Origin of the sequence: Cytophaga sp. FL35, from assembly GCF_014349235.1 — a bacterium.
GTDB lineage: Bacteria > Bacteroidota > Bacteroidia > Flavobacteriales > Flavobacteriaceae > Euzebyella.
In genome coordinates this window covers 50,982-76,339 of the sequence record NZ_JACSOH010000002.1, presented here as the reverse complement: position 1 = coordinate 76,339, position 25,358 = coordinate 50,982, and the positions used below count along the sequence as shown (strand labels likewise).

The 25,358-nt window shown below is 40.5% G+C and carries 17 protein-coding genes and 1 pseudogene; 16 read left to right on the top strand and 2 right to left on the bottom strand.

The window, feature by feature from the left end; genetic code table 11:
- Positions 1–20: 20 nt before the first annotated feature.
- On the top strand, positions 21–2,759 hold the full coding sequence (gene infB, locus BIZ36_RS01560) for a translation initiation factor IF-2 (RefSeq protein ID WP_187456106.1): 2,739 nt from the start codon (positions 21–23) through the stop codon (positions 2,757–2,759).
- 45 nt (positions 2,760–2,804) lie between these two features.
- Here infB and BIZ36_RS01555 read toward each other — a convergent pair whose 3' ends face one another.
- Positions 2,805–3,176 carry an SPOR domain-containing protein gene (locus BIZ36_RS01555; RefSeq protein ID WP_187456105.1) on the bottom strand — a complete coding sequence of 124 codons (372 nt, stop codon included), beginning with the start codon at positions 3,174–3,176 and terminating at the stop codon, positions 2,805–2,807.
- 235 nt (positions 3,177–3,411) lie between these two features.
- Between BIZ36_RS01555 and BIZ36_RS01550 the strand changes: the two genes are divergently transcribed.
- The 10 genes and pseudogenes from BIZ36_RS01550 to BIZ36_RS01510 all read left to right on the top strand — a co-directional run bounded on the left by BIZ36_RS01550 (position 3,412) and on the right by BIZ36_RS01510 (position 16,213).
- On the top strand, positions 3,412–4,776 hold the full coding sequence (locus BIZ36_RS01550) for a cytochrome c3 family protein (RefSeq protein WP_187456104.1): 1,365 nt from the start codon (positions 3,412–3,414) through the stop codon (positions 4,774–4,776).
- Positions 4,777–4,812: 36 nt separating this feature from the next.
- On the top strand, positions 4,813–7,983 hold the full coding sequence (locus BIZ36_RS01545) for a TAT-variant-translocated molybdopterin oxidoreductase (RefSeq protein ID WP_187456103.1): 3,171 nt from the start codon (positions 4,813–4,815) through the stop codon (positions 7,981–7,983).
- Positions 7,984–8,018: 35 nt separating this feature from the next.
- Positions 8,019–9,386 (top strand): annotated as a pseudogene (gene nrfD, locus BIZ36_RS01540) (NrfD/PsrC family molybdoenzyme membrane anchor subunit); the annotation flags it as partial.
- 39 nt (positions 9,387–9,425) lie between these two features.
- Positions 9,426–9,767: a helix-hairpin-helix domain-containing protein gene (locus tag BIZ36_RS21380; protein WP_502709161.1), complete on the top strand. Its 342-nt coding sequence runs from the start codon at positions 9,426–9,428 to the stop codon at positions 9,765–9,767.
- A gap of 3 nt (positions 9,768–9,770) precedes the next feature.
- On the top strand, positions 9,771–10,304 hold the full coding sequence (locus tag BIZ36_RS01535; protein ID WP_187456101.1) for a DUF3341 domain-containing protein: 534 nt from the start codon (positions 9,771–9,773) through the stop codon (positions 10,302–10,304).
- A 2-nt stretch (positions 10,305–10,306) separates the two neighbouring features.
- The gene (locus BIZ36_RS01530; RefSeq protein WP_187456100.1) at positions 10,307–10,894 is read left to right on the top strand and encodes a c-type cytochrome; all 588 of its coding nucleotides are present in this window, start codon (positions 10,307–10,309) and stop codon (positions 10,892–10,894) included.
- A 16-nt stretch (positions 10,895–10,910) separates the two neighbouring features.
- Positions 10,911–12,233 (top strand): quinol:cytochrome C oxidoreductase, encoded by a 1,323-nt coding sequence (locus BIZ36_RS01525; RefSeq protein ID WP_187456099.1) that lies wholly within the window; start codon positions 10,911–10,913, stop codon positions 12,231–12,233.
- A 32-nt stretch (positions 12,234–12,265) separates the two neighbouring features.
- Positions 12,266–13,354 (top strand): cytochrome c oxidase subunit II, encoded by a 1,089-nt coding sequence (locus BIZ36_RS01520; RefSeq protein ID WP_187456098.1) that lies wholly within the window; start codon positions 12,266–12,268, stop codon positions 13,352–13,354.
- A 59-nt stretch (positions 13,355–13,413) separates the two neighbouring features.
- A complete protein-coding gene (locus BIZ36_RS01515; RefSeq protein ID WP_187456097.1) occupies positions 13,414–15,243 on the top strand; it encodes a cytochrome c oxidase subunit I in 1,830 nt (609 codons plus the stop codon).
- A 148-nt stretch (positions 15,244–15,391) separates the two neighbouring features.
- Complete coding sequence (locus tag BIZ36_RS01510; RefSeq protein ID WP_187456096.1) at positions 15,392–16,213, top strand: GIN domain-containing protein; 822 nt, start codon at positions 15,392–15,394, stop codon at positions 16,211–16,213.
- Positions 16,214–16,221: 8 nt separating this feature from the next.
- Here BIZ36_RS01510 and BIZ36_RS01505 read toward each other — a convergent pair whose 3' ends face one another.
- A complete protein-coding gene (locus tag BIZ36_RS01505; RefSeq protein ID WP_187456095.1) occupies positions 16,222–18,486 on the bottom strand; it encodes an acyl-CoA dehydrogenase family protein in 2,265 nt (754 codons plus the stop codon).
- Between the two features lie 128 nt (positions 18,487–18,614).
- Between BIZ36_RS01505 and ruvB the strand changes: the two genes are divergently transcribed.
- From ruvB to BIZ36_RS01480, 5 genes are all read left to right on the top strand, one after another.
- Positions 18,615–19,637 carry a Holliday junction branch migration DNA helicase RuvB gene (gene ruvB / locus BIZ36_RS01500; protein WP_187456094.1) on the top strand — a complete coding sequence of 341 codons (1,023 nt, stop codon included), beginning with the start codon at positions 18,615–18,617 and terminating at the stop codon, positions 19,635–19,637.
- 10 nt (positions 19,638–19,647) lie between these two features.
- Positions 19,648–20,982, top strand: coding sequence for a cytochrome P450 (locus tag BIZ36_RS01495; protein WP_187456093.1), 1,335 nt, complete (start codon positions 19,648–19,650; stop codon positions 20,980–20,982).
- A gap of 53 nt (positions 20,983–21,035) precedes the next feature.
- On the top strand, positions 21,036–21,956 hold the full coding sequence (gene queG, locus BIZ36_RS01490; RefSeq protein WP_187456092.1) for a tRNA epoxyqueuosine(34) reductase QueG: 921 nt from the start codon (positions 21,036–21,038) through the stop codon (positions 21,954–21,956).
- Positions 21,957–22,217: 261 nt separating this feature from the next.
- Positions 22,218–23,660: a sucrose phosphorylase gene (gene gtfA, locus BIZ36_RS01485; protein WP_222937154.1), complete on the top strand. Its 1,443-nt coding sequence runs from the start codon at positions 22,218–22,220 to the stop codon at positions 23,658–23,660.
- A 116-nt stretch (positions 23,661–23,776) separates the two neighbouring features.
- Positions 23,777–25,228, top strand: a complete 1,452-nt coding sequence (locus BIZ36_RS01480) for an MFS transporter (protein ID WP_187456090.1) — start codon at positions 23,777–23,779, stop codon at positions 25,226–25,228.
- Positions 25,229–25,358: the final 130 nt, after the last annotated feature.

The following is a 25,358-nucleotide window of genomic DNA, read 5'->3' as shown; positions in this document are numbered from 1 at the left end:
AGAATTAGGAGAAGAAATTTATGGCAGACGTTGCAAAAATAAGACTCAACAAAGTCCTCAAGGAGTTTAATATTTCTTTGGATAGGGCGGTGGATTTCTTGGCCTCTAAAGGTCATGAGATTGAAGCTAGGCCTACCACAAAGATTTCCGATGAGGTCTATGAGGTGCTTCAAGGAGAGTTCCAAACCGATAAGAGCAAGAAAGTTGCTTCTAAAAAAGTGGGTGAGGAAAAGCGTGAAGAAAAAGAAGCTTTGCGTCTGCAATTGGAGCAAGAACAGGAAGAAAAACGCTTGGCAAGGGAGAAGCGTACTGCCGCTGAAAAACCTTTGTTGGGCAAAGTGGAGCTTACAGGCCCAAAAACCGTGGGGAAAATTGATTTGAATCCAAAGAAAAAAGAGGAGCCAAAACAAGAAGAACCAAAGAAGGAGGAAAAGCCTGTAGTAGAGCCTGTTGTTGAGAAGGAAGCGCCTAAACCAGAACCTCTAAAAGAGGAGAAAGTGGTTGAGGCCAAAGAGGTGAAAAAGGAAGAGCCTGTAAAGAAGGAGCAAAAAGAAGAGCCCAAACCTGAGCCAAAAGAAGGTGATGATGTTCTTGCTACCAAATACAAAAAACTTTCAGGTCCTAAAATTACCGCCAAGATTGACTTGTCAAAATTTGACAAGCCAAAGAAAAAGAAAGAAGAGAACAAGTCGTCTTCAGATGGCAATGACCGTAAAAAGCGTAGAAAACGTATAGTTAAACCAGGTAGTAACACTGGTGGCGGTGGCCAGCAAAGAGGAAATAGAAACCAAGGTGGTAACCAAAGAAGGGGGCCAGGAAACAATCGTTTCACTCCCAAAGTGGAGCCTACGGAGGAAGATGTGCAAAAGCAAATTCGTGAAACCCTAGAGAAGCTCCAAGGTAAATCCAAGAAAGGAAAAGGAGCTAAATATCGTAGGGATAAGCGAGATCAACACCGTCAGCAAACCGAGAAAAATCTTGAGCAGCAAGAGCTGGAAAGCAAAGTATTGAAAGTAACGGAATTCGTTACAGTAGGTGAAGTAGCTACCATGATGGATGTAACTACCACGGATATTATATCTGCTTGTATGTCTTTGGGAATCATGGTGACCATGAACCAACGTTTAGATGCTGAAACACTTTCTATAGTGGCGGATGAATTTGGATACGAAGTGGAATTCGTTACCGCAGAATTGGAGGAATCCATAGAAGTACAAGAAGATGCTCCTGAAGATTTAAAAAGTAGGGCTCCTATTGTTACGGTTATGGGGCATGTGGATCACGGTAAGACATCCTTGCTTGATTATGTGAGGGAAGCTAATGTAATAGCAGGTGAAAGTGGAGGTATAACCCAGCACATTGGTGCTTATGGTGTTACCTTGGAAGATGGTCAGAGGATTACTTTCTTGGATACGCCAGGTCACGAGGCGTTTACCGCTATGCGTGCCAGGGGTGCCCAAGTTACGGATATTGCCGTTATCGTTGTTGCTGCTGATGATGATATCATGCCTCAAACAAAAGAAGCGATCAGTCATGCGCAGGCCGCCGGAGTTCCTATAGTTTTTGCAATTAATAAGATAGATAGACCAACGGCCAACCCTGATAAAATTAAAGAAGGTCTTGCCCAAATGAACTTATTGGTGGAAGACTGGGGTGGTAAGATTCAATCGCACGATATTTCGGCCAAGACGGGTCAAGGTGTAAAGGAATTACTTGAGAAAGTGCTTCTTGAAGCTGAGTTACTTGAGTTAAAGGCGAATCCGGATAAGGTTGCAAATGGCACCGTAGTGGAGGCATTCCTTGACAAGGGTCGTGGGTATGTGTCAACTATTTTGGTACAAGGAGGTACCTTGCAGATTGGGGATTATGTCCTTGCGGGTACTCACAGTGGTAAAATCAAGGCCATGCAAGATGAGCGTGGTAAAACCGTTAAGAAAGCGGGCCCGGCTACCCCTGTTTCAATCTTGGGATTGGATGGCGCGCCCCAGGCTGGTGACAAGTTCCATGTTTTGGAAGATGAGCGTGAGGCCAAGCAAATAGCTGCAAAGCGTTCGCAGCTACAACGTGAGCAGTCCGTTAGAACACAACGACATATAACGCTTGATGAAATTGGAAGGCGTATAGCGTTGGGTGATTTCAAAGAATTGAATATAATTCTTAAAGGTGATGTGGATGGTTCGGTAGAGGCATTGACGGATTCTTTCCAGAAATTATCTACGGAAGAAATTCAGGTGAACATAATTCATAAAGGAGTAGGTGCCATTACGGAATCTGATGTTTTGCTTGCTTCGGCATCTGATGCAATTATTATTGGGTTTAATGTTAGACCAATGGGCAATGCGCGTGATGTAGCCGATAAGGAGGAAATCGATATCAGAATGTACTCCATTATTTACGATGCCATTAACGACCTTAAAGATGCAATGGAAGGTATGTTGTCTCCTGAAATTAAGGAGGAAATTACCGGTACTGCCGAAATTAGGGAGACGTTTAAAATATCTAAAGTGGGTACCATCGCGGGATGTATGGTGACAAACGGTAAAATATTCCGTAATGCAGGTATACGTCTCATCAGGGATGGTGTAGTTGTGTTTACAGGAGAACTGGCATCATTAAAGCGATTTAAGGATGATGTAAAAGAGGTATCCAAGGGATATGATTGTGGTCTGCAAGTGAAAAACTACAATGATATCAAAGAGGGAGATATTGTAGAGGCCTTCCAAGAGGTGGCCGTTAAGAAAAAGTTAAAGACAAAGTAAAAGGTCTTCGGTAGAAACTTTAATAGAATGCAAAAAAAAATCGACCTAACGGGTCGATTTTTTTGGTTGTAGCAACATCGCATCGGGATACTTTTTTCTTACCTCTGCAAATTTTCTTTCGGCGGCAAGCTTGTCTTTAAAACGACCTACCCTTACCCTGTAAGTAGGGGAGTCAAATTCAATTTTGGAGGGTAAATCTGGAAAATCCTCACCTACTTTAGATTGAATATTTTGAGCTTTTGCATAGGAGCCAAAACCTACTTGTATGCGATAATAGTCCGTGCTTTCATTTGCTGTCTTATAAATATCCAGCAATTCCGTAATTTTTTCGTCCTGAGAAATGTTAATTGTACCCTGTTGGGCAGAGCATATTGCTACGGAGAATAAGCTCACAAATGATAGGAGTGTAGTTTTCATTAGAGGGAAATTATTGGGTCTTACCGTTTTATACAAAAGTAGATTTTTATTGAACAAACACTGGTGCTCGCAATTTATTTAGAATAAATATAAATTAGCAATTATCAATCCTTTAACATTTACAAAATAAAGTCTATGTCGTATTTTTGCCATCAATTTTAGCACTGATAAAGCAAAGCTTATTTTTCATACAACAGAAATTATCGTGCCAAGATTTGATAGAAATAAAATCCATATGAAAAAGGTTCCGTACCTCCATCCATTTTCTAAGATTCTAGGTGTAACTGTATTATTTTTCCTACTGATTTCCACTTCAATCTATGCGCAAGACGAGGCTGCTGCTGAGGCATCTTCTGAGCAAACCGAAGCTGCTGCTGAAACGGATGGTGATCCTGCGGCAGGTAAAAACTTATTCAATCAAAACTGTGCAGCTTGTCATGCATTAGATCGTAAGATGACCGGTCCTGCTTTGGCAAACGTTGAAGCGAGATTGGCTGAAGATGAGGGTCTGGATCGTGAGTGGTTGTATTCTTGGATTAAGAACAGTCCTGGGATGATTGCTTCGGGCGATGCTTATGCCAACAAAATTTATAATGAGTACAACCAAGCGGCAATGACCGCTTTTCCTACGTTGTCCAATGTGGATATAGATAATATATTGGCATATACGGCGGCTCCTCCAAAAAAGCCTGCTGTTGATGTCGCTTCGGAAGCTTCTCCTGGTGCTGCGGGCGGTTCTGGGTCTGGGGTTTCCAATAATGTTATTCTTGGGGCGCTTGCCTTGGTTTTTGGCTTGTTGGTGGTGATGCTGGTGTTGGTCAACCGTACACTTAAGAGGATTGCGGAGGCCAATGGTGTTGTTTTTGCCGAGGAGGAAGCGGTTAAAAGAAAACCTATTTGGAAGGCGTTCGTAGATAATCAGTTCTTGGTGTTGGTGTCCGTCATCGTTTTGTTGTTGGGGAGTGCTTATTTCGCTTATGGTTGGATGATGCAAGTGGGTATTGATCAAGGGTATGAGCCTATTCAGCCAATACATTACTCACATAGAATTCATGCTGGTGAGAATAAAATTGAGTGTAAGTACTGCCATTCATCTGCTAGGGTTTCCAAGCATTCGGGTATTCCTTCGTTGAACGTGTGTATGAACTGTCATAAATCCATCTATCAGGTGTCCGAGGAAACTTTGGCAGAAGGTAAGCAGGAATATGGGGTGGACTACAATCAGGAGATTAAAAAGCTTTATGCTGCCGTTGGTTGGGATGAAGAAAACCAAAGATATACTGGAAATACAAAACCGGTGGAGTGGGTTCGAATTCATAACCTTCCAGATTTTGTGTATTTCAATCACTCTCAGCACGTAACGGTAGCGGGTGTTCAGTGTCAAGAATGTCACGGGCCTATTGAAGAAATGGAAATTGTTTCGCAACATTCTCCGTTGACCATGGGTTGGTGTATCAATTGTCACCGTGAAACCAATGTAAAGATTGAGGGCAACGAATATTACGAGAAAATACACGATGAGCTTTCCAAAAAGTACGGTGTTGAGAAGTTGACAGCTGCTCAAATGGGCGGACTGGAATGTGGAAAGTGCCACTATTAATAGATTAAGAAAGAGTAGCTAATTACATAGAGACGTATGGCATCAAACAAAAAATATTGGAAGAACGAAGCGGAGTTAAATCCGAATGATTCCATTGTTGAGACGCTAAGGCAAAATGAATTTGTTGAGGATATTCCCGTTGATGAGTTTTTGGGGGATAAAGAAAATCTTTCTTCAACCAATACTAATAGGAGGGACTTTTTGAAATATGTGGGCTTTAGTACCGCTGCAGCTTCTTTGGCGGCATGTCAAGGTCCGGTTCGTAAGTCCATACCTTATGTGGTTCAGCCGGAAAATATAGTTCCTGGTGTTGCTAATTACTATGCGACCACTATTGCGGATGGTTTTGACTTTGCAAGCGTATTGATAAAGACGCGCGAGGGTCGTCCAATAAAAGTTGAAAATAATAGGGATGCCTTAGTGGGAGGTGGTGCAAATGCACGTGTAAACGCTTCCGTTCTTTCCCTTTATGATAGCACCCGCTTACAAGGGCCAGTTGCCAATGGCGAGCCTGTTGATTGGAGTGCGTTGGACGCTGCGGTTAAGTCTAAATTGGCGGCATTAAAGAATTCTGGACAACAAATAGCATTGCTTACGCAAACATATGCCAGTCCTTCAACGGATAGGTTGATTGCTGAAATGAAAGCGGAGTACTCCAATGTGAAGCATGTTGTTTACGATGCAATAGGAGAAGAAGCTGCATTGACCGCTTTTGAAGCAAAGTTTGGTGAAAGGGCTTTAGCTGATTATGATTTTTCAAAATCGGATTTGATAGTTTCTTTTGGGGCTGATTTTCTTGGAGATTGGCAAGGTGGTGGATATGATTCCAGCTACGCGAAGGGTCGTGTTCCCAATAAAGGGAAAATGTCACGTCATGTTCAATTTGAGGCGAATATGACACTCTCCGGGGCAAATGCTGATAAAAGGATTCCTTTGACTCCAATGCAGCAGAAAATTGCTCTGGCTAAATTGTATGCCAAGTTAAACGGTACATCTGCCGGTGGTGAATTGCCTGAAAATGTGCAGGCTTCGGTTGACAGTGTGGCTGCCCAAATACGTAGTGCTGCTAGTAATGCAGTGGTAGTTACCGGGTTGGATGATGTGAATGCCCAGACTGTTGTCCTGGCAATTAATGAAATGTTGGGTAGCAAAGCTTTTGATGCTGCAGCTCCTAAATATACGAGACAGGGTAGTGCTAAAGCGGTAAACACTTTGATAGCTGATATGAACAGCGGAAAAGTAGGTGCTCTTTTTGTGGATGGTGTTAACCCTGCCTACAGTTTGCCGAATGCTGCTGAATTTGTGAGCGGACTTGAAAAGGTGGGCTTATCAGTGGTGTTCTCAACCAATTGGAACGAGACTACCGAAGTGGCTCAATTTGCGGCTGCTGCCAACCATTATTTGGAATCTTGGGGAGATGTCCAGATTAAAAAAGGACATTATGGCTTAATGCAGCCTACCATTCGTGAATTGTTTGATACGAGACAGTTCCAATCCTCCCTGTTGAAGTGGATGGGTTCGGATAAGAACTATTATGAATTTATAAAAGAGACTTGGGCCAATGGCATTTTGAATGGTGCTGATTGGAACAAAGCTTTGCATGATGGAGTTTTTGTAGGAGGCGCTATTTCGGCTTCGGTTTTAAATGCCGATCCAGAAAATGTTGCCGATGTTGCGGATGACAAAGAAGCAGTTCCGGCTTCAGGTAATATGGTTGCCGCGGCAAGTTCAATATCCATTGCTTCTGCAATAAGTGCGCTGACCAATGCTACAAGCGGTGAAGGTCTTGAGTTGACTTTGTACCCTAAAACAGGTATGGGTAATGGATCTATGGCCAGCAATCCATGGTTGCAGGAGTTTCCTGATCCAATTACACGAGTGTCATGGGATAACTATGTTACAGTTTCCAAAGCGGATGCGGAAAGATTGGGCTTGGAAAACTATAATGTGGCCAACGGTGGTTTGGATGGTAGTTATGTGAATATTACTGTTAATGGTGTAACCATAAATAATGTTCCTGTAATCATACAGCCGGGTCAAGCAATAGGTTCTGTGGGTCTCTCTTTTGGCTACGGTAAAAAAGTAGGTCTTAAAGAAGAAATGCAAACCGGGGTAAATGCATATCCACTTTACCAAGGATTTAATAACATACAAGCGGCTACGCTTGAAAAAGCATCTGGCACGCATGAATTTGCCTGTATACAGTTGCACAATACCTTAATGGGTAGGGGCGATATTATTAAAGAGACCACCTTGGAGGAATTCAATACAAAAGAATCTAGTGAGTGGAATCCTATCCCTCATGTTTCCTTGAATCACCAAGAAACATTGGTTACTTCGCCAGAAGTGGATATCTGGGAAAGTTTTGATCGTTCTATCGGCCATCACTTTAAGATGTCCATTGATTTGAATGCATGTACAGGATGCGGTGCTTGTGTAATCGCTTGTCATGCTGAGAATAATGTTCCTGTTGTTGGTAAAAAAGAAATGCGTCTCTCTAGGGATATGCATTGGTTGCGAATTGATAGGTACTATTCTTCAGAAAGTACTTTTGAGGAGGATAATATCAAGAAAGATGAATTTGATGGTTTAAGTGGGGATAATGGTTCCTTGGGAGGTTTTGGTGAATTGGAAGATCCATCAGTTAATCCGCAGGTGGCTTTCCAGCCCGTAATGTGTCAACACTGTAATCACGCTCCATGTGAAACAGTATGTCCTGTTGCTGCTACCTCGCACGGTCGTCAGGGTCAAAACCATATGGCCTATAACCGTTGTGTGGGTACCAGATATTGTGCCAACAACTGTCCTTATAAAGTGAGAAGGTTCAACTGGTTCTTGTATAATAACAATGATGAGTTTGATTTCCACATGAACAATGACCTTGGTAAAATGGTATTGAATCCAGATGTTGTTGTGCGTTCTAGGGGTGTTATGGAAAAATGTTCATTCTGTATCCAAGCTACCCAGGCGGTTGTGTTGAATGCCAAGCGTGAAGGTAGACCCGTTGCGGAAGGCGAATTCAACAATGCTGTTGCTTGTTCGGCTGCATGTAGTAGCGGCGCAATTAAGTTTGGGGATGTAAATGAAGAAGGAAGTGAAATTGCTTCTCTTGAAGAGGATGACAGGGCTTATCATTTATTGGAGCATGTAGGTACTAAACCAAATGTTTTCTACCACGTAAAAGTGAGAAATACCAACGAAGCATAAACCGTATTTTAAGTAAACAATTATAACAGAATTATATGGCGTCGCATTACGAAGCACCTATAAGAAGACCCTTAGTTACTGGGGATAAAAGCTACCACGATGTTAGTGTGGATATTGCTGCTCCTGTAGAGGGAAGGGCCAACAAACACTGGTGGATTGTTTTTTCCATTGCCTTGGTGGCATTCCTTTGGGGTATTGGGTGTATCATTTATACTATTTCTACCGGAATTGGTACTTGGGGGCTTAACAGAACAGTAAACTGGGCTTGGGATATTACCAACTTCGTGTGGTGGGTAGGTATCGGTCACGCAGGTACATTGATTTCTGCCGTATTGTTATTGTTCCGTCAAAAATGGAGAATGGCAATTAACCGTTCTGCAGAGGCGATGACTATTTTCTCTGTGGTTCAGGCAGGTCTTTTTCCAATTATCCACATGGGTAGACCATGGTTGGCATACTGGGTATTACCTATTCCAAACCAATTTGGTTCCTTATGGGTGAACTTTAACTCTCCACTTCTGTGGGACGTTTTTGCAATCTCTACGTACTTATCTGTTTCCCTTGTTTTCTGGTGGACAGGTTTATTACCGGATTTCGCAATGTTAAGGGATAGGGCAATCCTTCCTTTCCAGAAAAAAATATATAGTTTATTGAGTTTTGGATGGAGTGGTCGTGCCAAGGATTGGCAACGTTTTGAGGAAGTATCTTTAGTGTTGGCAGGTTTGGCTACCCCATTGGTACTCTCGGTTCATACCATTGTATCTTTTGACTTTGCTACATCTGTAATACCAGGATGGCATACCACTATTTTTCCACCCTATTTCGTTGCGGGTGCGATTTTCTCAGGTTTCGCAATGGTAAACACGCTTCTCATCATTATGAGAAAGGTTTGTCATATGGAAGACTATATTACGGTACAGCATATTGAATTAATGAACATTGTAATCATGATTACCGGTTCAATTGTGGGCTGTGCTTATATTACGGAATTGTTTGTAGCTTGGTATTCTGGAGTGGAATATGAACAATATGCATTCTTGAACAGGGCTACAGGTCCTTACTGGTGGGCTTATTGGTCTATGATGACCTGCAACGTATTCTCACCGCAGTTCATGTGGTTTAAGAAATTGCGTACGAGCATTATGTTCTCATTCTTTATTTCCATAGTGGTAAACATAGGTATGTGGTTTGAGCGTTTTGTGATTATCGTTACTTCCCTGCACAGGGATTACTTGCCATCTTCTTGGACGATGTTCTCTCCGTCTTTTGTGGATATTGGAATATTTGTAGGTACTATTGGATTCTTCTTCGTGTTGTTCCTGTTGTACTCTCGTACGTTCCCTGTAATTGCGCAGGCGGAAGTAAAATCTATTTTGAAATCCTCTGGTGATCGCTACAAGAAATTAAGGGATGCTGGTCAGCCTTTGTATAAGATCGAAAGGATGCAGGCGGCTAATTTAAAAAGCGAAATTATCACCGATGATGTTTTGATGGGTGAAGAAATTCCTACGGTGGGTGATAAAACGGGAGTAAATGATTTGCTGAGCAGTTTGGGTACCTTTGATGCTGCAACTCAGACCCCTGATGATTTAAAGAAAATAAAGGGCATAGGTCCCCAGATGGAAGCAACCCTTAACGAGATTGGTATTTATACCTTTGCGCAAGTTGCTAGAATGACCGAAAGGGAGTACGATTTGTTGGACTCTATTACCGGATCTTTCCCTGGTAGGGCACAACGTGATGATTGGGCCGGTCAAGCGGTTTTACTAAATAATAAAAAATAGGCTATGGCGTCTAAAACGATACATGCATATTATAACGATGATGATGTGTTAATGCATGCAGTAAAGAAAGTAAAGGCTGCAAAACATCATATCGAAGAGGTTTATTGTCCTTTTCCTGTACACGGTTTGGACAAGGCAATGGGGTTGGCTCCAACAAGGTTGGCTATTACTTCCTTCTTGTATGGCTGTGTAGGTTTGACCGTAGCCGTTACCATGATGAATTTTATCATGATTGAGGATTGGCCTCAAGATATTGGTGGTAAGCCTAGCTTTAGCTTTTTGGAGAATATGCCGGCATTTGTGCCTATTATGTTTGAGCTTACGGTTTTCTTTGCGGCTCACTTAATGGTTATCACTTTTTATCTAAGAAGTCGTCTTTGGCCTTTTAAAGAGGCTGAAAATCCAGATAAGCGAACTACGGATGACCATTTTTTAATGGAGATAGAGGTGCACGGAGATGAGAAGGAGCTTACCGAATTATTGATGGATACCGGTGCGGTTGAAATCAATGTAATGGAAAATAACAACAGTCACTAACTATGAACAGTTTTAGTAAAATAGCATTAGCGTTTTCAAGCCTATTTTTATTGGTATCCTGCTGGAGTGATCAAACGGAGCCAAACTATCAATACATGCCAAACATGTATGAGCCTGTAGGTTACGAGACGTATCAAGGTTTTAATGAGGACGAAACTACTAGAATTGCTTTGTTCAAGGGAGTTTCGGAAGCAATGTTACCCCCAGACAATACCATACCTAGGGGTTGGATGCCTTATCCGTATGAAAATTCGCCATCGGGCAAAGAATTGGCCAGGGTAATGAGCAGTCCTTTGGATTCTCTAGAAAGTGAGGATAATTTAGCAGCGGGTGGACAATTATACACTATCTATTGTGCTATTTGTCACGGAGATAAGGGTGATGGTCAAGGAACTTTAGTAAAAAGAGAAAAGATTTTAGGTGTGCCTAGTTATGATGATGTAGCTCGTAATATTACAGTAGGTACTACCATGCATACTATTCAATACGGTCTCAATTCCATGGGTTCTTATGCTTCGCAAATGAACACCAAAGAAATGTGGCAAGTTTCAGAGTATGTTATGAAACTTAAAGAAGATTTAACGAAATAATTCCTAGAGAAGCGATATGTATACGTTTTCAAACAAACTAAAAATAGGTTCGTTCATTTTAATGGCTGTAGGATTGCTGGGTATAGCAATTGGTTTTATCAGCATGCCAAGCACCGTTGAGGAAGCAAAGGCAATTGTAGCCAGTCATGATGACGGTCATGGAGCTCATGCCAGTGAAGCTCACGCTGCTACAGGTAGCCATGGTGCTGATGCGCATGACGGAGCACATGATGCTTCTCATGATGAACATGTTTTGCATCAATTACAGAACAAACCGTGGGCTGCCCTTTATGTGGGAGCTTTCTTTTTCTTTATGATTTCTCTTGGGGTTTTGGCGTTTTACGCTATACAACGTGCAGCACAAGCTGGATGGTCTCCATTGTTGTTTAGGGTGATGGAAGGCATTACTGCCTATTTGGTGCCTGGTGGTATCATTGTATTCGTAATATTGGTTATGTCCGTATTGCATATGAACCATCTTTTTGTTTGGATGGATCCTGAGGTCGTTGCTCATGATGAACTAATTCAGGGCAAATCCGGATATTTAAATCCTACTTTCTTTTTGATTAGGGCGGCAATATTTTTAGGAGGATGGATATTCTACAGACAGTATTCCAGAAAATTGTCTTTACAACAGGACGAGGCCAATGATAATGCCAACTTTAAATTGAATTTTAGGTGGTCCGCTGGCTTTTTGGTTTTCTATTTGGTATCTGAATCCATGATGTCATGGGATTGGATTATGAGTTTGGACCCGCACTGGTTTAGTACTTTGTTTGGATGGTATGTATTTGCGAGTATGTTCGTTTCGGGTATTACCGTAATAGCGATGGTAACTATTTATTTGAAATCCAAAGGATTGTTGCCAGACGTAAATGATAGTCATATCCATGATTTAGCCAAGTTTATGTTCGGTATCAGTATCTTCTGGACGTACTTATGGTTTTCTCAATTTATGTTAATATGGTATTCTAATATTCCCGAGGAGGTTACTTATTACATTACTAGAATTGAGGACTTCAAATTACCTTTCTTTGGAATGATAGCAATGAACTTCCTATTCCCTGTATTGCTATTAATAAATAGTGATTATAAACGTATTAATTGGTTTGTTGTCCTAGGAGGAATAGTAATCCTTCTTGGTCATTACCTTGATATATTTAATATGGTTATGCCGGCCACGGTGGGTGACCAATGGTCTATTGGTATTCCAGAGGTTGGTGCTGTATTGTTCTTTGCAGGATTGTTCATATTCTTTGTGTTCAGAGCATTGGCAACAGTTCCTTTACAACCAAAGAGAAATCCATTTATAGAGGAAAGCAGGCATTTCCATTACTAGAGTAATTTTAACGTATAATAGTAGAGCATACGATGACTACAGTATTGATTTTAGCGGTTTTGGTATTAGTGGCAATTGCTATTTGGCAAATGACCAAAATATTTGAATTGTCACAATTAAAGGCCGAGACCTCCCAAATAGCAAACGATAGTGATAACCAGACCAATGGTTATTTATTATTCGCTTTCTTAATTTTCATTTACGCTATTACCATCTTTAGTTTCTATAACTATGGTAAATTCTTATTGCCCGAGGCGGCTTCGGCACACGGTGACGAGTATGATAGCCTAATGTTGGTATCCTTTGTAATTATATTTTTTGTTCAAACCATTACTCAGGCATTACTTCATTACTTTGGATATAAATACAGAGGTAAAAAGGGCAATAAGGCTTTATTTTATGCTGATAACGATAAGTTGGAGTTTATCTGGACCATTATTCCTGTGGTTGTTTTGGCAGGTTTGATTTTATGGGGTCTTTACACTTGGACTACTATTATGGATGTGAATGATGAGGATGACCCACTTGTAGTTGAGCTTTATGCACAGCAATTTGGTTGGACGGCTAGATATGCCGGTGAGGACAACGTATTGGGTGACGCTAATGTGCGCATGATAGATATTAACAAAGCCAATATATTGGGTCTTGATGAGGGGGATTCCTACGCAGCTGATGATGTTGTAGTTAAGGAATTGCATTTACCGGTAGGTAGAAAGGTCAATTTTAAAATGAGATCTCAAGATGTACTGCACTCGGCTTATATGCCCCATTTTAGAGCTCAGATGAATTGTGTGCCAGGTATGATTACGGAGTTTTCTTTTACTCCTATTTATACTACAGCGGAAATGCGTCAAAATCCTGATATAAAGGATAAGGTTAGACGTACCAATGAAATACGTTCAGAAAGAGCCGCAAATGGTGAACCTAACTCCGATCCTTGGGAGTTTGATTACATTCTTTTATGTAATAAAATCTGTGGTAAATCGCACTATAATATGCAAATGAAAATTGTGGTAGAAACGCAAGAAGAGTATGAGAAGTGGATTGCCGACCAAGGTACTTTTGCAGAAACGGTTTTAAATCAGGGAGATTCCGATACTGCGATGAACGGTGTTCAATAAGTTTCGGTGAGTAAATACAAATTTAGAAGCTAGAAAAGAAAATTAATAAAATTAAGATTATGTCTGTTACAGCACATGCACACGTAGATGACCATGCACATGACGATCATGGGCACCATCACAAAGAGACTTTTGTAACCAAGTACATATTTAGCCAGGATCATAAAATGATTGCCAAGCAATATTTTATTACTGGTGTATTGATAATGGGATTCTTGGGTATTGCAATGTCCTTATTATTCCGTATGCAGTTGGCATGGCCAGGGGAGTCTTTCTCTGTTTTTGAAGCTGTTCTAGGAAAGTGGGCGCCGGAAGGTGTTATGGATGCCGATGTGTATCTGGCATTGGTTACTATCCATGGTACGTTGATGGTATTTTTTGTACTTACTCAAGGTCTTAGTGGTACTTTTAGTAACTTATTGATTCCACTACAGATTGGTGCGCGGGATATGGCATCAGGATTTATGAACATGCTCTCTTTTTGGATGTTCTTTGTTTCATGTGTGGTAATGGTGGCTTCCCTATTTATTGAAGCAGGTCCTGCAGCGGCAGGATGGACTATTTACCCTCCATTAAGTGCCTTGCCAATGGCGCAACAAGGATCTGGTTTGGGAATGACCCTTTGGTTGGTTTCGATGGCCATATTCATAGCCTCCTCCCTTTTGGGATCATTGAACTATGTTGTTACTGTAATCAACCTTAGAACAAAGGGAATGGCGATGACAAGACTGCCATTGACCATTTGGGCCTTTTTTGTAACGGCTATAATTGGTATTATCTCTTTCCCAGTTCTTTTATCAGCAGCTTTACTTTTGATAATGGATAGAAGTTTTGGTACTTCTTTCTTCTTATCCGATATCTTCATTCAGGGAGAGGTTTTGCACTACCAGGGGGGTTCGCCTGTATTGTTTGAACACTTATTTTGGTTCTTAGGACACCCTGAGGTGTACATTGTATTGCTTCCGGCATTGGGAATTACTTCAGAAATTATGTCAACCAACGCAAGAAAGCCAATTTTTGGTTATAGGGCCATGATTGCTTCCATTTTAGCTATCGCCTTTTTATCTACCATAGTTTGGGGGCACCACATGTTTATTTCTGGAATGAACCCATTTCTTGGATCGGTATTTACATTTACAACCTTGTTGATTGCTATACCTTCTGCAGTAAAAGCGTTTAACTATATCACTACTCTTTGGAAAGGTAACCTACAGCTCAATCCTGCTATGTTATTCTCCATAGGACTTGTTTCTACTTTCATCACTGGAGGTCTTACAGGGATTATTTTAGGTGATAGTACCTTGGATATCAATGTTCATGACACCTATTTTGTGGTGGCTCACTTCCACTTGGTAATGGGTATCTCTGCGCTATATGGTATGTTTGCAGGGGTTTATCATTGGTTCCCTAAAATGTTTGAGGGTAAATTGATGAACAAGAACTTGGGCTATGTGCACTTTTGGGTAACCGCAGTATGTGCTTACGGGGTTTTCTTCCCAATGCACTTCGTTGGTATGGCAGGGGTTCCTAGGAGATATTATGAGAATACTGCATTCCCGATGTTTGATGAATTGGCCGATGTTCAAGTATTGATGACCGTATTTGCTTTAATTGCTGGTGCAGCTCAGTTGGTATTCGTTTATAACTTTATTCATAGTGTTTTCTATGGAAAAGAGGGTCCACAAAACCCTTGGAAATCTACCACTTTGGAATGGACTACCGGTAATAAGCATATTCACGGTAACTGGGACGGGCCTATACCTGAAGTACACCGTTGGGCTTACGACTACAGTAAAGTTGATGAAAATGGGGAATACATCATTCCTGGTCAGGATTTTGTTCCACAGATTGTTCCGCTTCAAAAAGACGAAGAGGAACTACATCACTAAAAATATACTTGATTAAATAAAAAATGCCCGACTGATATAGTTGGGCATTTTTTTTGATATATTGAGATAGGCTATAATTCTTACGGATTGAAATTTATCATCCTCAGTCATCATGTATTTGTAACTGTAGCTTAAACACTAAACCATTATGAAGCATTTTATTTTATTTATCTCCTTTTTGTGTGTAGTACAGGTAAGTGCTCAACGTAAGCCCAAAATTAAAGGGAACAAACAAGTTGTGGATTATCAGGAAGATTTACCACCCTATAGTGCCATTGAGTTAAAGGATGATTTGGAAATTCATTTACAGAGAGCTGCTTCTGAGGGGTATGCCATTACTGCTGATGATAATCTAATTGATGTTCTAAAATTTAAAGTGGAGGATAGCACCTTGGTCATAAGTTCATTTTATAATATCACAGTTAAGAAAAAATTAGATATTACCGTATACTATAATGAATTGAGCGCAATAACGCTATTGGATGGCAAACTGATTGCTGATGGCCCTATAAGTACTCGAGAACTATACATAAATACTTATAACTCTTCTAAACTTGAATTGAGTACGGACGCAGACCTTACCAATGTAAAGATGGAAGGGAATAGTTTTGGGGACTTTAATGTGAATGGTGGTGAAATAAGTCTAATTCTCAAAGATCGAGTGGATGCCAAAGTATATACCATGACGCAGTTGAACAATGTTAAAATGTATAAGAACGCATCTATAAAATTGGAGGGTACTACCGATCAATTATTTGCAGATCTTATGGAAAGCGCTAGTTTAAAAGCAGAACGGTTGGAGGCTACTAAAGTCTTTTTGACTATTCAACATTCTGCCAATGCAGATGTTAATGCAAGTGAAGATTTAGAGTTAACAGCCAACGGTTCTACCAGAACTCATTTATATGGTAGTCCACAAGTGACCCTTTTAGAGTTTAATGACACTGCGGAACTCCATAAGGAAAAATAGGGTTTTCCTTACTGTGCTATTGGAGCGGTCAAGCAATGTTCAGGGATTCCAAATCCATCAATAAGACTGTTCAAATGAGGTCGTAACTCTGTACACAGCCTTTCTACTCTTTGTCTAATAGCCTTCGATTTTGTGCTACCCAAATATCCTTGTTCCAAGTACCAAGCTGCGTCTTTTCTTAGTTCATAAAGTACATAAAGCGTAGCCATTTTTTCAAAAAGACTTTTGTATTTGTCTTCCTCCATAGTTTTAATATAATTGGAAAAAGTTTCATAAGCCAATTCAACACTATAGGCTTTTCCCAAAGCCAACAAATGGGTTTGAACCTTTAAGAATGCTTGATAGGAAGGCATTCCCTGCTTTATGTAATCCCGTATGCGCATGGCCAGTGTATAGGTCAACCTTCTTGTTCTATAATTAAGTGCATGTTTGTGAAATTTAGGATTGTATAAGTGCTCTTTGTCTACTTTGTTGGAGTAAACAGGATTACTAGTGGTAAGGGTATTATTAAGTTGCATGCCCAGTATTTTCAATACCGCGGTAAACCCGGCACTGTTAAATTCTGCTTTAAAATCACTTAATACCCCTTTTGCGGCCAATAGAAGCAGTACCGTATTGTCCCCTTCAAATGTGGTGAAGATGTCAACGTCACCTTTTAAATCTGCAATTCTATTCTCCAATAAATACCCTTTTCCTCCACAAGCCTCTCTACATTCCTGAATAGTGCTATTGGCATACCATGTAATTATGGATTTGAGTCCGGCCACTTGTGTTTCCACCACACGTTTGTCCGGTTGACTTTCATCGCAATAGGTTTCCATCATTTTGTCCAATGCAAAATGGTAAACGTAGGCGCTAGCTACCAAAGGTGTTAATCTGAGTTGGTGAGAAGGATAGTCCATTAAAAGGTCTTCTTGTACTTTTATGCTATCATTAAACTGTCTTCTTTGTAAAGCATGTTTTATGGCTACGGTTAGGGAATATTTTGCACCTCCCAATCCGGCACGAGCCACACAAATTCTACCTCCCACCAAGGTGCCCAACATGGTAAAGAACCTCTTGTTAGGATTTTTGATGTCTGATTTGTAATTGCCATCTTTCGTTATATCTCCGTATTTGTTTAAGAGATTTTCCCTTGGTACGGCTACTTGATGAAACCATATTTTACCGTTATCAACCCCGTTAAGTCCCAATTTATATCCGTTGTCCTCTACTTTTACACCGGGCAATAGTTCATGGTTTTTATCTCTTAGGGGCACTAAAATAGCGTGGACTCCCTCGTTCTTTCCGTTAACGATAAGCTGGGCAAACACAGATGCCATTTTGGAATGAAGGGCATTTCCAATGTATTCCTTGTTGTCATTGTTCCCCGGTGTATGTATGATGATATGGTCCGTTTTTGGGTCATAGGTTGCCGTCGTCTTAATTCCCCTAACATTGGAGCCGTGACCGGTTTCTGTCATGGCAAAGCATCCTAATAGTTTTGCTTTTCCAGTATCGGTTAAATACTGGTCATGGTGTTTTTTAGTGCCAAGCTTTTGAATGCTACCTCCAAAAAGTCCGAATTGAACACCGAATTTTATGCAAAGACTACCATCCGCATACATCATATTTTCGAACATATAAGCGTAGCCTTCCATATTATTCTTACCGCCATAGTCGTTTGGGTAAGCTAACGCCCCAAATCCCTTTTCGGCCAAAAAGGTCACCTGATTCAATACTTTTTGCCGGAAGTTTTCCTTATTTCGGTGAATGTCCCACTTAAAAGTTGGGTCGTTTAGGGCTTGTCTAAAGTTGTCTATCAGTGGGGCATGTTTGCCTTTTAACAGTTTATCTAAACGGGTTGCGTCGTAGTAATTGGAACTACTTTCATGTACTACTTCAACATCAAATAAATGGTTGTAATGATTGGGTTGAATTCCTAGGTTAACTTCAATATGTTCTAAGGGTGTTGTTTCCACGGTAGCGGTATGGTAATGCCGTATTACTTTTTCACTTAAGGATGCCAGTGGATGCGTTTCGCTCTCGATTAACTTTACTTGGGAGTTGGAGATAAAATGCTTCCAGCTTTTCATGACATCGTCCGCGGGGGGATTTTTGGGCTGCAACCAATTTAAAAGGTCCTTTATTTCCGTAGGGGATAATTTTTCATCTTGTTCAATGGTGTTTTGAACCACGTTGATTTCCGAAGCGGTTACCAAATTGTCTGACCAAATCACATAAAATAGAGGAATGTATTTTAATACTTGCGGAGGGTATACTTTTTTTTGCATAAAATGAATTTACGATTTTTTTGATTTAATTTTTCATGGGTTTTTGAGGAAATAAAAAATAGAACGCCATATTTTTGATAATCCCGTATTTAAAAGTTCTGCCTTCTTTCCTGTATCTTTGTTTTTCTATGAATGAGTATCTAGACCCTACCGGTGATCACTTTTCCTCTGAGGAAATGGATATTGAAAAAGCCTTGCGCCCGGTTACCTTTGATGATTTTACGGGACAACAGCAGGTTTTGGAAAACCTTAAAATTTTTGTGCAGGCAGCCAACCAACGGGGAGAGGCATTGGATCACACTCTTTTTCATGGTCCTCCAGGACTTGGAAAAACTACCTTGGCCCATATTTTGGCCAATGAGTTGGGTGTTGGGATAAAGGTGACTTCCGGTCCTGTATTGGATAAGCCTGGAGATTTGGCTGGCTTATTGACCAATCTAGATGAAAGGGACGTACTTTTTATTGATGAGATCCACAGATTAAGCCCTATTGTGGAAGAATACCTATACTCCGCAATGGAGGATTATAAAATAGATATCATGATAGAAACGGGCCCCAATGCTCGTACGGTTCAAATTAATTTGAATCCGTTTACTTTAATTGGGGCCACAACCCGCTCCGGATTGTTAACGGCACCTATGAGAGCCCGTTTTGGTATTTCCAGCCGATTGCAATATTATGATACGGAGTTGCTTTCCACGATTGTACAACGTAGTGCCGATATTTTAAAAGTGCCCATTAGCAATGAGGCTTCCATAGAAATTGCGGGCCGTAGTAGAGGAACGCCCCGAATCTGTAATGCACTCTTGCGGCGGGTGCGTGACTTTGCTCAAATAAAGGGTAATGGGTCTATTGATTTGGAAATCTCAAAATTCAGCTTAAAGGCCCTTAACGTAGATGCTCATGGTTTGGATGAAATGGATAATAAAATACTTTCTACCATCATAGAGAAGTTTAAGGGAGGTCCCGTGGGAATCACTACCCTTGCAACGGCAGTTTCTGAAAGTGCCGAAACCATTGAAGAGGTTTATGAACCTTTTTTGATTCAACAAGGATTTATAATGAGAACACCAAGGGGAAGGGAAGTGACAGAGCTTGCTTATAGGCATTTGGGAAAAACCAAACCCGGAACCCAGCAAGGACTTTTTTAATTCCGTACCTATGGAGAAAGCTGTAAATGAAATTGTGACGGTATCTCCAATAGAGGTTTTTAAGAATAGAAAAAGGATTTTAAAAAATCCTTTGCCATTTCATCATGAGAATTTTGAGAAATACGGTGATACCTTTAAGGTAAATATAGGTGTAGGAGGTCAAGTGGTTTTTACTAGGGATGCAGAAACCATTCAATACATTCTACAAAAGAATCATAAAAACTACCATAAATCTTCTTTACAGACCAAAGATTTGGGAAAATATATTGGTCGTGGTTTGTTGACTTCAAACGGTGATTTTTGGAGGGTTCACCGGCGTATGGTTCAGCCTGCTTTCCATAAAAGGAAATTACAAGGTTTATTGGGTGTGATGTTCAAAAGTATTGAACAGGAATTGCAAAGAATTAAGGAGAATATAGCTTATGATGTGTTTCCCCTAATGGGAGACATCGCCTTTCAAGTGGTAGCCCAGTCCCTCTTCAGTGCGGACAATCTTCGTAAACGAATGAGACGTCTTCAAGAAATTACGGAAACCAACCAGAAAATGCTCATTAAAGAAATGAGGCAGCCTTTCTTTAAATGGTGGTTTCATCTAAAAGGTGAAATTGGTAAACATTTGAAACTTTCCAAGGAAGCCCAGAAACTATTGGATACTATCATTGAAGAGAGGATTTCTTCAGGGGTTGAAAAAGATGACCTGTTGGATATGTTATTTCAAGCACGGTATGAAGATGGTACGCCCATGTCTAGGCAACAGTTGATAGATGAAGTGCTTATATTGTTTACGGCGGGCCACGAGACCACGGCAAATGCCCTAAGTTTTACGCTTTTTTTGTTGGCAAAGAACCCTAAATTTCAAGAGGAGGTTTTTAAGGAAGTTGGTAAAATAGATTTTTCTGCGGACCTGATGGATGCGATTTCTCAATTGAGTTCTACCAAAAACTGTATTGAGGAAGCTATGAGACTTTATCCACCCGTGTATGTAATAGATAGGGTGAGTTTGGAAACCGATAAGGTGAAAGGAAGAACCTATGAAAAGAATACGGTCTGGCTCATGAGTATGTACGAACTTCATAGAACGGAAACTTGTTGGAAAGACCCTGATAAGTTTGATCCGTATAGATTTAAAAATGGCGACCCTAAGCGGTACGCTACCTATTACTATCCTTTTGGGGCCGGCCCCAGAATGTGTGTTGGAAATAACTTTGCCATGTTTGAAATGGTTTTGGTCGTAGGCTTGATCCTAAAGAAATACAAGGTGAGCACCCAGATGAGGGAGGTTGCCATTAATCCGTTAATATCCTTAAAGCCACAAAGCGTGCCGTTACAGTTCTCGATAAGATAGCCTCACTTTTTTTGGTTTCGGTTTAATTGTACCTTCGTTTTAAATTAATCCAATTGAGTTCCAAAACCACTAATAGCAATATAATCAAGAAGGAAGCCCAACGCCTAGGTTTTCTTTCCTGCGGAATTTCCAAAGCGGAATTTCTTGAGGAGGAAGCACCTCGCCTAGAAAAATGGCTGAACAAGAAAATGCACGGGGAAATGGGCTATATGGCCAATCATTTTGACAAACGTCTAGACCCTCGTTTGTTGGTAGATGGAGCAAAATCGGTAATCTCCCTATTACTCAATTACTATCCGGAAGAACAACAAACGTCCGAAACCTATAAAATCTCAAAGTATGCTTATGGGCAGGACTACCACCATGTTATAAAAAGTAAGCTTAAGCAGCTGCAAGAGTTTATTTTTAAGGAAATTGGCGAAGTGAACGGTAGGGCATTTGTAGACTCTGCCCCAGTTCTTGATAAGGCGTGGGCGGCAAAAAGCGGATTGGGATGGATTGGTAAAAACAGTAATTTATTGACTCAGCAGGTGGGTTCCTTCTATTTTATAGCTGAGTTGATCGTTGACCTTGAGTTGGATTGTGATATACCTGTTACCGACCATTGCGGTACGTGTACGGCCTGTATTGATGCTTGCCCTACAAGCGCCATTGTGGAGCCTTATGTTGTAGATGGCAGTAAATGCATTTCTTATCTTACGATTGAACTAAAAAATGAATTGCCTACTTCTTTTCAAGGAAAACTTGATGATTGGGCCTTTGGTTGTGATGTTTGCCAAGATGTTTGTCCATGGAACCGTTTTTCAAAACCGCATCAAGAACCTCTTTTTAATCCGCATCCGGATTTGTTGGAAATGACCAAAAATGATTGGGAAGAAATTACGGAGGATGTTTTTAAAAAGGTATTTAGAAAATCAGCAGTAAAACGTACTAAATTTTCAGGTCTTAAAAGGAATATCGATTTTCTGAAATAATCGCAAATTATACTTGAAAACCCTCTGTTTTATAAGTTGATAAGCTCATTTTATTCCATATTATAGACAAAAAATTAAGTTTTTTTATCCTCTAACGTTTTCGGTTAATATCTTCTTTTTTTAATTGTTCGTATTACGTTTTTAGTTTTCTAACTTGCTCTAGAGTAGCTGAAAATTAAAGGATTCCCATGATTTTCGGCTTTATTTTCACCCCAAAAGGCTCAACTTTTACGAATTTCATACATGCAAAACAAGGTGCAATTGATCACTTATGTTGATCGAATAGGCTGCGAGAATATTTCCGATTTAGAAAGCTTGATTCAAAATCAGTTTCAAGGGTTGTTCGGGGGAGTCCATCTTCTTCCCTTTTTCAATCCTATAGATGGAGAAGATGCTGGCTTTGATCCAAAAAACCATGCTCAGATAGATCCAAGACTTGGAAATTGGAATGACTTAAAATCATTAAGCGAAGAAGTGGATATTATGGCCGATTTAATTGTAAACCATATTTCGGCAGAATCGGAACAATTCCAAGATTACCTTGAAAAGGGGGAGAAGTCTGAATTTAATGAGTTGATCTTAACGGAAGATAAGGTTTTTCCAAATGGCGCATCCAAGGAAGAAATTGCCAAGATTTATAGGCCCAGACCGGGTCTACCGTTTACTAAATTCACTTTGGCAGATGGTGCGGAAAAGAATGTTTGGACCACTTTTACCTCCAATCAAATAGACATAGACGTTACTTCAAAAAAGGGGGAGGAGTATTTAGAGAACATACTCCAAACATTTGAGGCTTCCGGTGTTACTATGATTCGCTTAGATGCAGCAGGTTATGCCATTAAAAAAGCAGGAACTTCCTGCTTTATGATCGATGAAACTTTTGAGTTTATATCGGCCATTACGGAAAGGGCCCGTGCAAAGGGAATCGCCGTATTGGTAGAGATTCATTCTTTTTACCAGACCCAGATAGAAATTGCGAAAAGAGTAGATTATGTTTATGATTTTGCGCTACCTGTTTTGGTACTTGATACATTGTTCAACAAAAATGCAAGTAATTTAAAAAACTGGTTAGCGGTCTCTCCCAGAAATGTAATCACGGTGTTGGACACCCATGACGGAATTGGTATTGTGGATGTTGCTTCGGAAGATGGAAAACCGGGATTGATCGAAGATGACGCGCTTAGCGATATCGTTGAAAAAATGCATGAAAATAGTGAAGGTACTAGTAGAAAAGCTACTGGTGCCGCTGCCTCCAATTTGGATCTGTACCAAGTGAACAGTACCTATTTTGAGGCCTTGGGCAGAAAGGAAAAGGAGTATCTTATAGCGCGGTGCATTCAGTTTTTTGTTCCCGGTGTACCCCAAGTTTATTACGTGGGCTTGCTAGCGGGTGAAAATGATATGGAACTTTTAAAGGAAACCAATGTAGGTCGTGATATTAACCGTCATTTTTATACGTTGGAGGAAATTGATCAACGCATTGATTCTCCCTTCTTTCAAAATTTCAAAAAACTCATAGAACTAAGAAATTCCCATCCAGCTTTTGAAGGTATTTTTGAGGTGAAGGACACAGCATCCAATATTCTTCATCTTAAATGGCTTAACGGAAAGGAATGGGCAGAGCTAATAGTTTATTTGGAGGACATGGTTGTGGAAATAAATTACTCCCAGTCTTCATCAGTAAAGAAATTGAACTTTATTTAGTTATTGAAGAAAGAACTTAGTTCACGCAAATAATGGTATGAAGGTAGAAGGCCTAGTGGCGTACCTGTTAAAACGCTATCTTGTTAGGCATATTTAATTGATTTGATTACAATCTTATGAAAATTAAAAAGCCAGCCTTAAGTTTTTGGCAGATTTGGAACATGAATGTAGGTTTCTTTGGAATCCAGTTCAGTTTTGGTCTACAACAAACTGCCGTTAATCCTATATTCTCTTTTTTAGGTGCCCATCATGAGGAACTGCCTCTGTTAAATTTGGCAGGTCCTGTTACCGGCTTGCTCATACAACCGATTATAGGGGCCATATCGGACAAAACATGGTCTCCGCGATGGGGCCGTAGAAAACCTTTCTTCCTCATAGGTGCGATTACCGCCAGTATTTGTCTTTTTGCTTTTCCTTATAGTTCCCATTTATGGTTTGCAGTAGGGCTTCTTTGGATTCTGGATGCGGCCAATAATACCGCAATGGAACCCTATAGGGCCTTTGTTGGGGATAAGCTGCCGGACCATCAGCTTACCTATGGTTTTCAGATGCAAAGTCTGTTCGTTGGCGCAGGTATTACCTTGGCCAACTTTTCACTTTTTCTTTTTCAGGATTGGTTTGGAGTAGCTTTGGAAGCTGGTAGTCTTTGTTCAACAACTACTGAAACGGTTTCGGCAATTCCTACTTGGGTGTATTACTCCTTCTTTTTGGGAGCGGTTGCCTCTTTGGGGACTATCTTATGGTCTGTTTACAAAACGCCGGAAATTGCACCTTCCGAAGAAGAAATTGCACATATTCAAGAACACTCCAAGAAATCACTGGTTGCCAGAATGATTGCTCCTTTTGCGGAAATATTCAATGCCATCGGAGACATGCCTAAGCTTATGTGGAGATTGGCCGGGGTTTATCTTTTTCAGTGGTATGCCCTCTTTGTCTATTGGCAGTTTATTACTCCCATGCTGCGTTCAAGCATGTACGGCATCAGTACGGAGGATAATGAAAAATTTGAATCTATTATGGCAGCCTGTAATTCTGGTGGGGTTGTAGGAACCGGGGATATGGCTTTTGCCCAGAATATTCAAAACCTATCGGAACAAGCATTGGCGCAAACTGGTTTAATGAACGGGACTTATAATTTGGTCACCATGCTAGTTGCATTATTGTTGGTGCCTATTGCAAGAAAATATAGCTCAAAGTTGGTTTATGTCTGCAGTTTGATACTCACAGGAATTGCCATGTTGAGTATGCCCTATATTAACAACCAATACGGGTTATTGGCTCCTATGATTTTGTTCGGTATCGGCTGGGCGGCAATGATGGGGATTCCATATGCTATGGTATCTAAGGTAATTCCCGAAGACAGAAGGGGTGTATACATGGGAATCGTAAATATGATGATTGTTATTCCCATGCTAATTCAAACGGTATCCTTTGGTTTTATTATAAAAAACTTTTTGGGGAACAGTGCTGTTAACGCCATCCTTTTTGGAGGGGTGTTTTTCATAATTGCGGCAATTTTGGCCATGAGGTTGCGTATTCCCAAAGACGAAGAAAAAATTATAATTTAGAGTTAAGTTGTTTGTTTAGAGCGGGTACCATTTTTGTTCCCGCTCTTTTCTTTGGACCCCATTCTGATTTTTTCATTTTCCCATTTTAAAAAATCAATTTAGGGGATAATAAGTCCTGCATCTTTTTCTA

Excerpts from the sequence above, each read along its gene's own strand:
- BIZ36_RS01480 (WP_187456090.1), top strand. The coding sequence starts at position 23,777 with ATGAAAATTAAAAAGCCAGCCTTAAGTTTTTGGCAGATTTGGAACATG.
- BIZ36_RS01495 (WP_187456093.1), top strand. The coding sequence starts at position 19,648 with ATGGAGAAAGCTGTAAATGAAATTGTGACGGTATCTCCAATAGAGGTT.
- BIZ36_RS01550 (WP_187456104.1), top strand. The coding sequence starts at position 3,412 with ATGAAAAAGGTTCCGTACCTCCATCCATTTTCTAAGATTCTAGGTGTA.
- BIZ36_RS21380 (WP_502709161.1), top strand. The coding sequence starts at position 9,426 with ATGCAGGCGGCTAATTTAAAAAGCGAAATTATCACCGATGATGTTTTG.
- ruvB (WP_187456094.1), top strand. The coding sequence starts at position 18,615 with ATGAATGAGTATCTAGACCCTACCGGTGATCACTTTTCCTCTGAGGAA.
- BIZ36_RS01545 (WP_187456103.1), top strand. The coding sequence starts at position 4,813 with ATGGCATCAAACAAAAAATATTGGAAGAACGAAGCGGAGTTAAATCCG.
- BIZ36_RS01505 (WP_187456095.1), bottom strand. The coding sequence starts at position 18,486 with ATGCAAAAAAAAGTATACCCTCCGCAAGTATTAAAATACATTCCTCTA.
- BIZ36_RS01555 (WP_187456105.1), bottom strand. The coding sequence starts at position 3,176 with ATGAAAACTACACTCCTATCATTTGTGAGCTTATTCTCCGTAGCAATA.
- BIZ36_RS01525 (WP_187456099.1), top strand. The coding sequence starts at position 10,911 with ATGTATACGTTTTCAAACAAACTAAAAATAGGTTCGTTCATTTTAATG.
- infB (WP_187456106.1), top strand. The coding sequence starts at position 21 with ATGGCAGACGTTGCAAAAATAAGACTCAACAAAGTCCTCAAGGAGTTT.
- BIZ36_RS01535 (WP_187456101.1), top strand. The coding sequence starts at position 9,771 with ATGGCGTCTAAAACGATACATGCATATTATAACGATGATGATGTGTTA.
- BIZ36_RS01515 (WP_187456097.1), top strand. The coding sequence starts at position 13,414 with ATGTCTGTTACAGCACATGCACACGTAGATGACCATGCACATGACGAT.
- BIZ36_RS01520 (WP_187456098.1), top strand. The coding sequence starts at position 12,266 with ATGACTACAGTATTGATTTTAGCGGTTTTGGTATTAGTGGCAATTGCT.
- BIZ36_RS01510 (WP_187456096.1), top strand. The coding sequence starts at position 15,392 with ATGAAGCATTTTATTTTATTTATCTCCTTTTTGTGTGTAGTACAGGTA.
- BIZ36_RS01530 (WP_187456100.1), top strand. The coding sequence starts at position 10,307 with ATGAACAGTTTTAGTAAAATAGCATTAGCGTTTTCAAGCCTATTTTTA.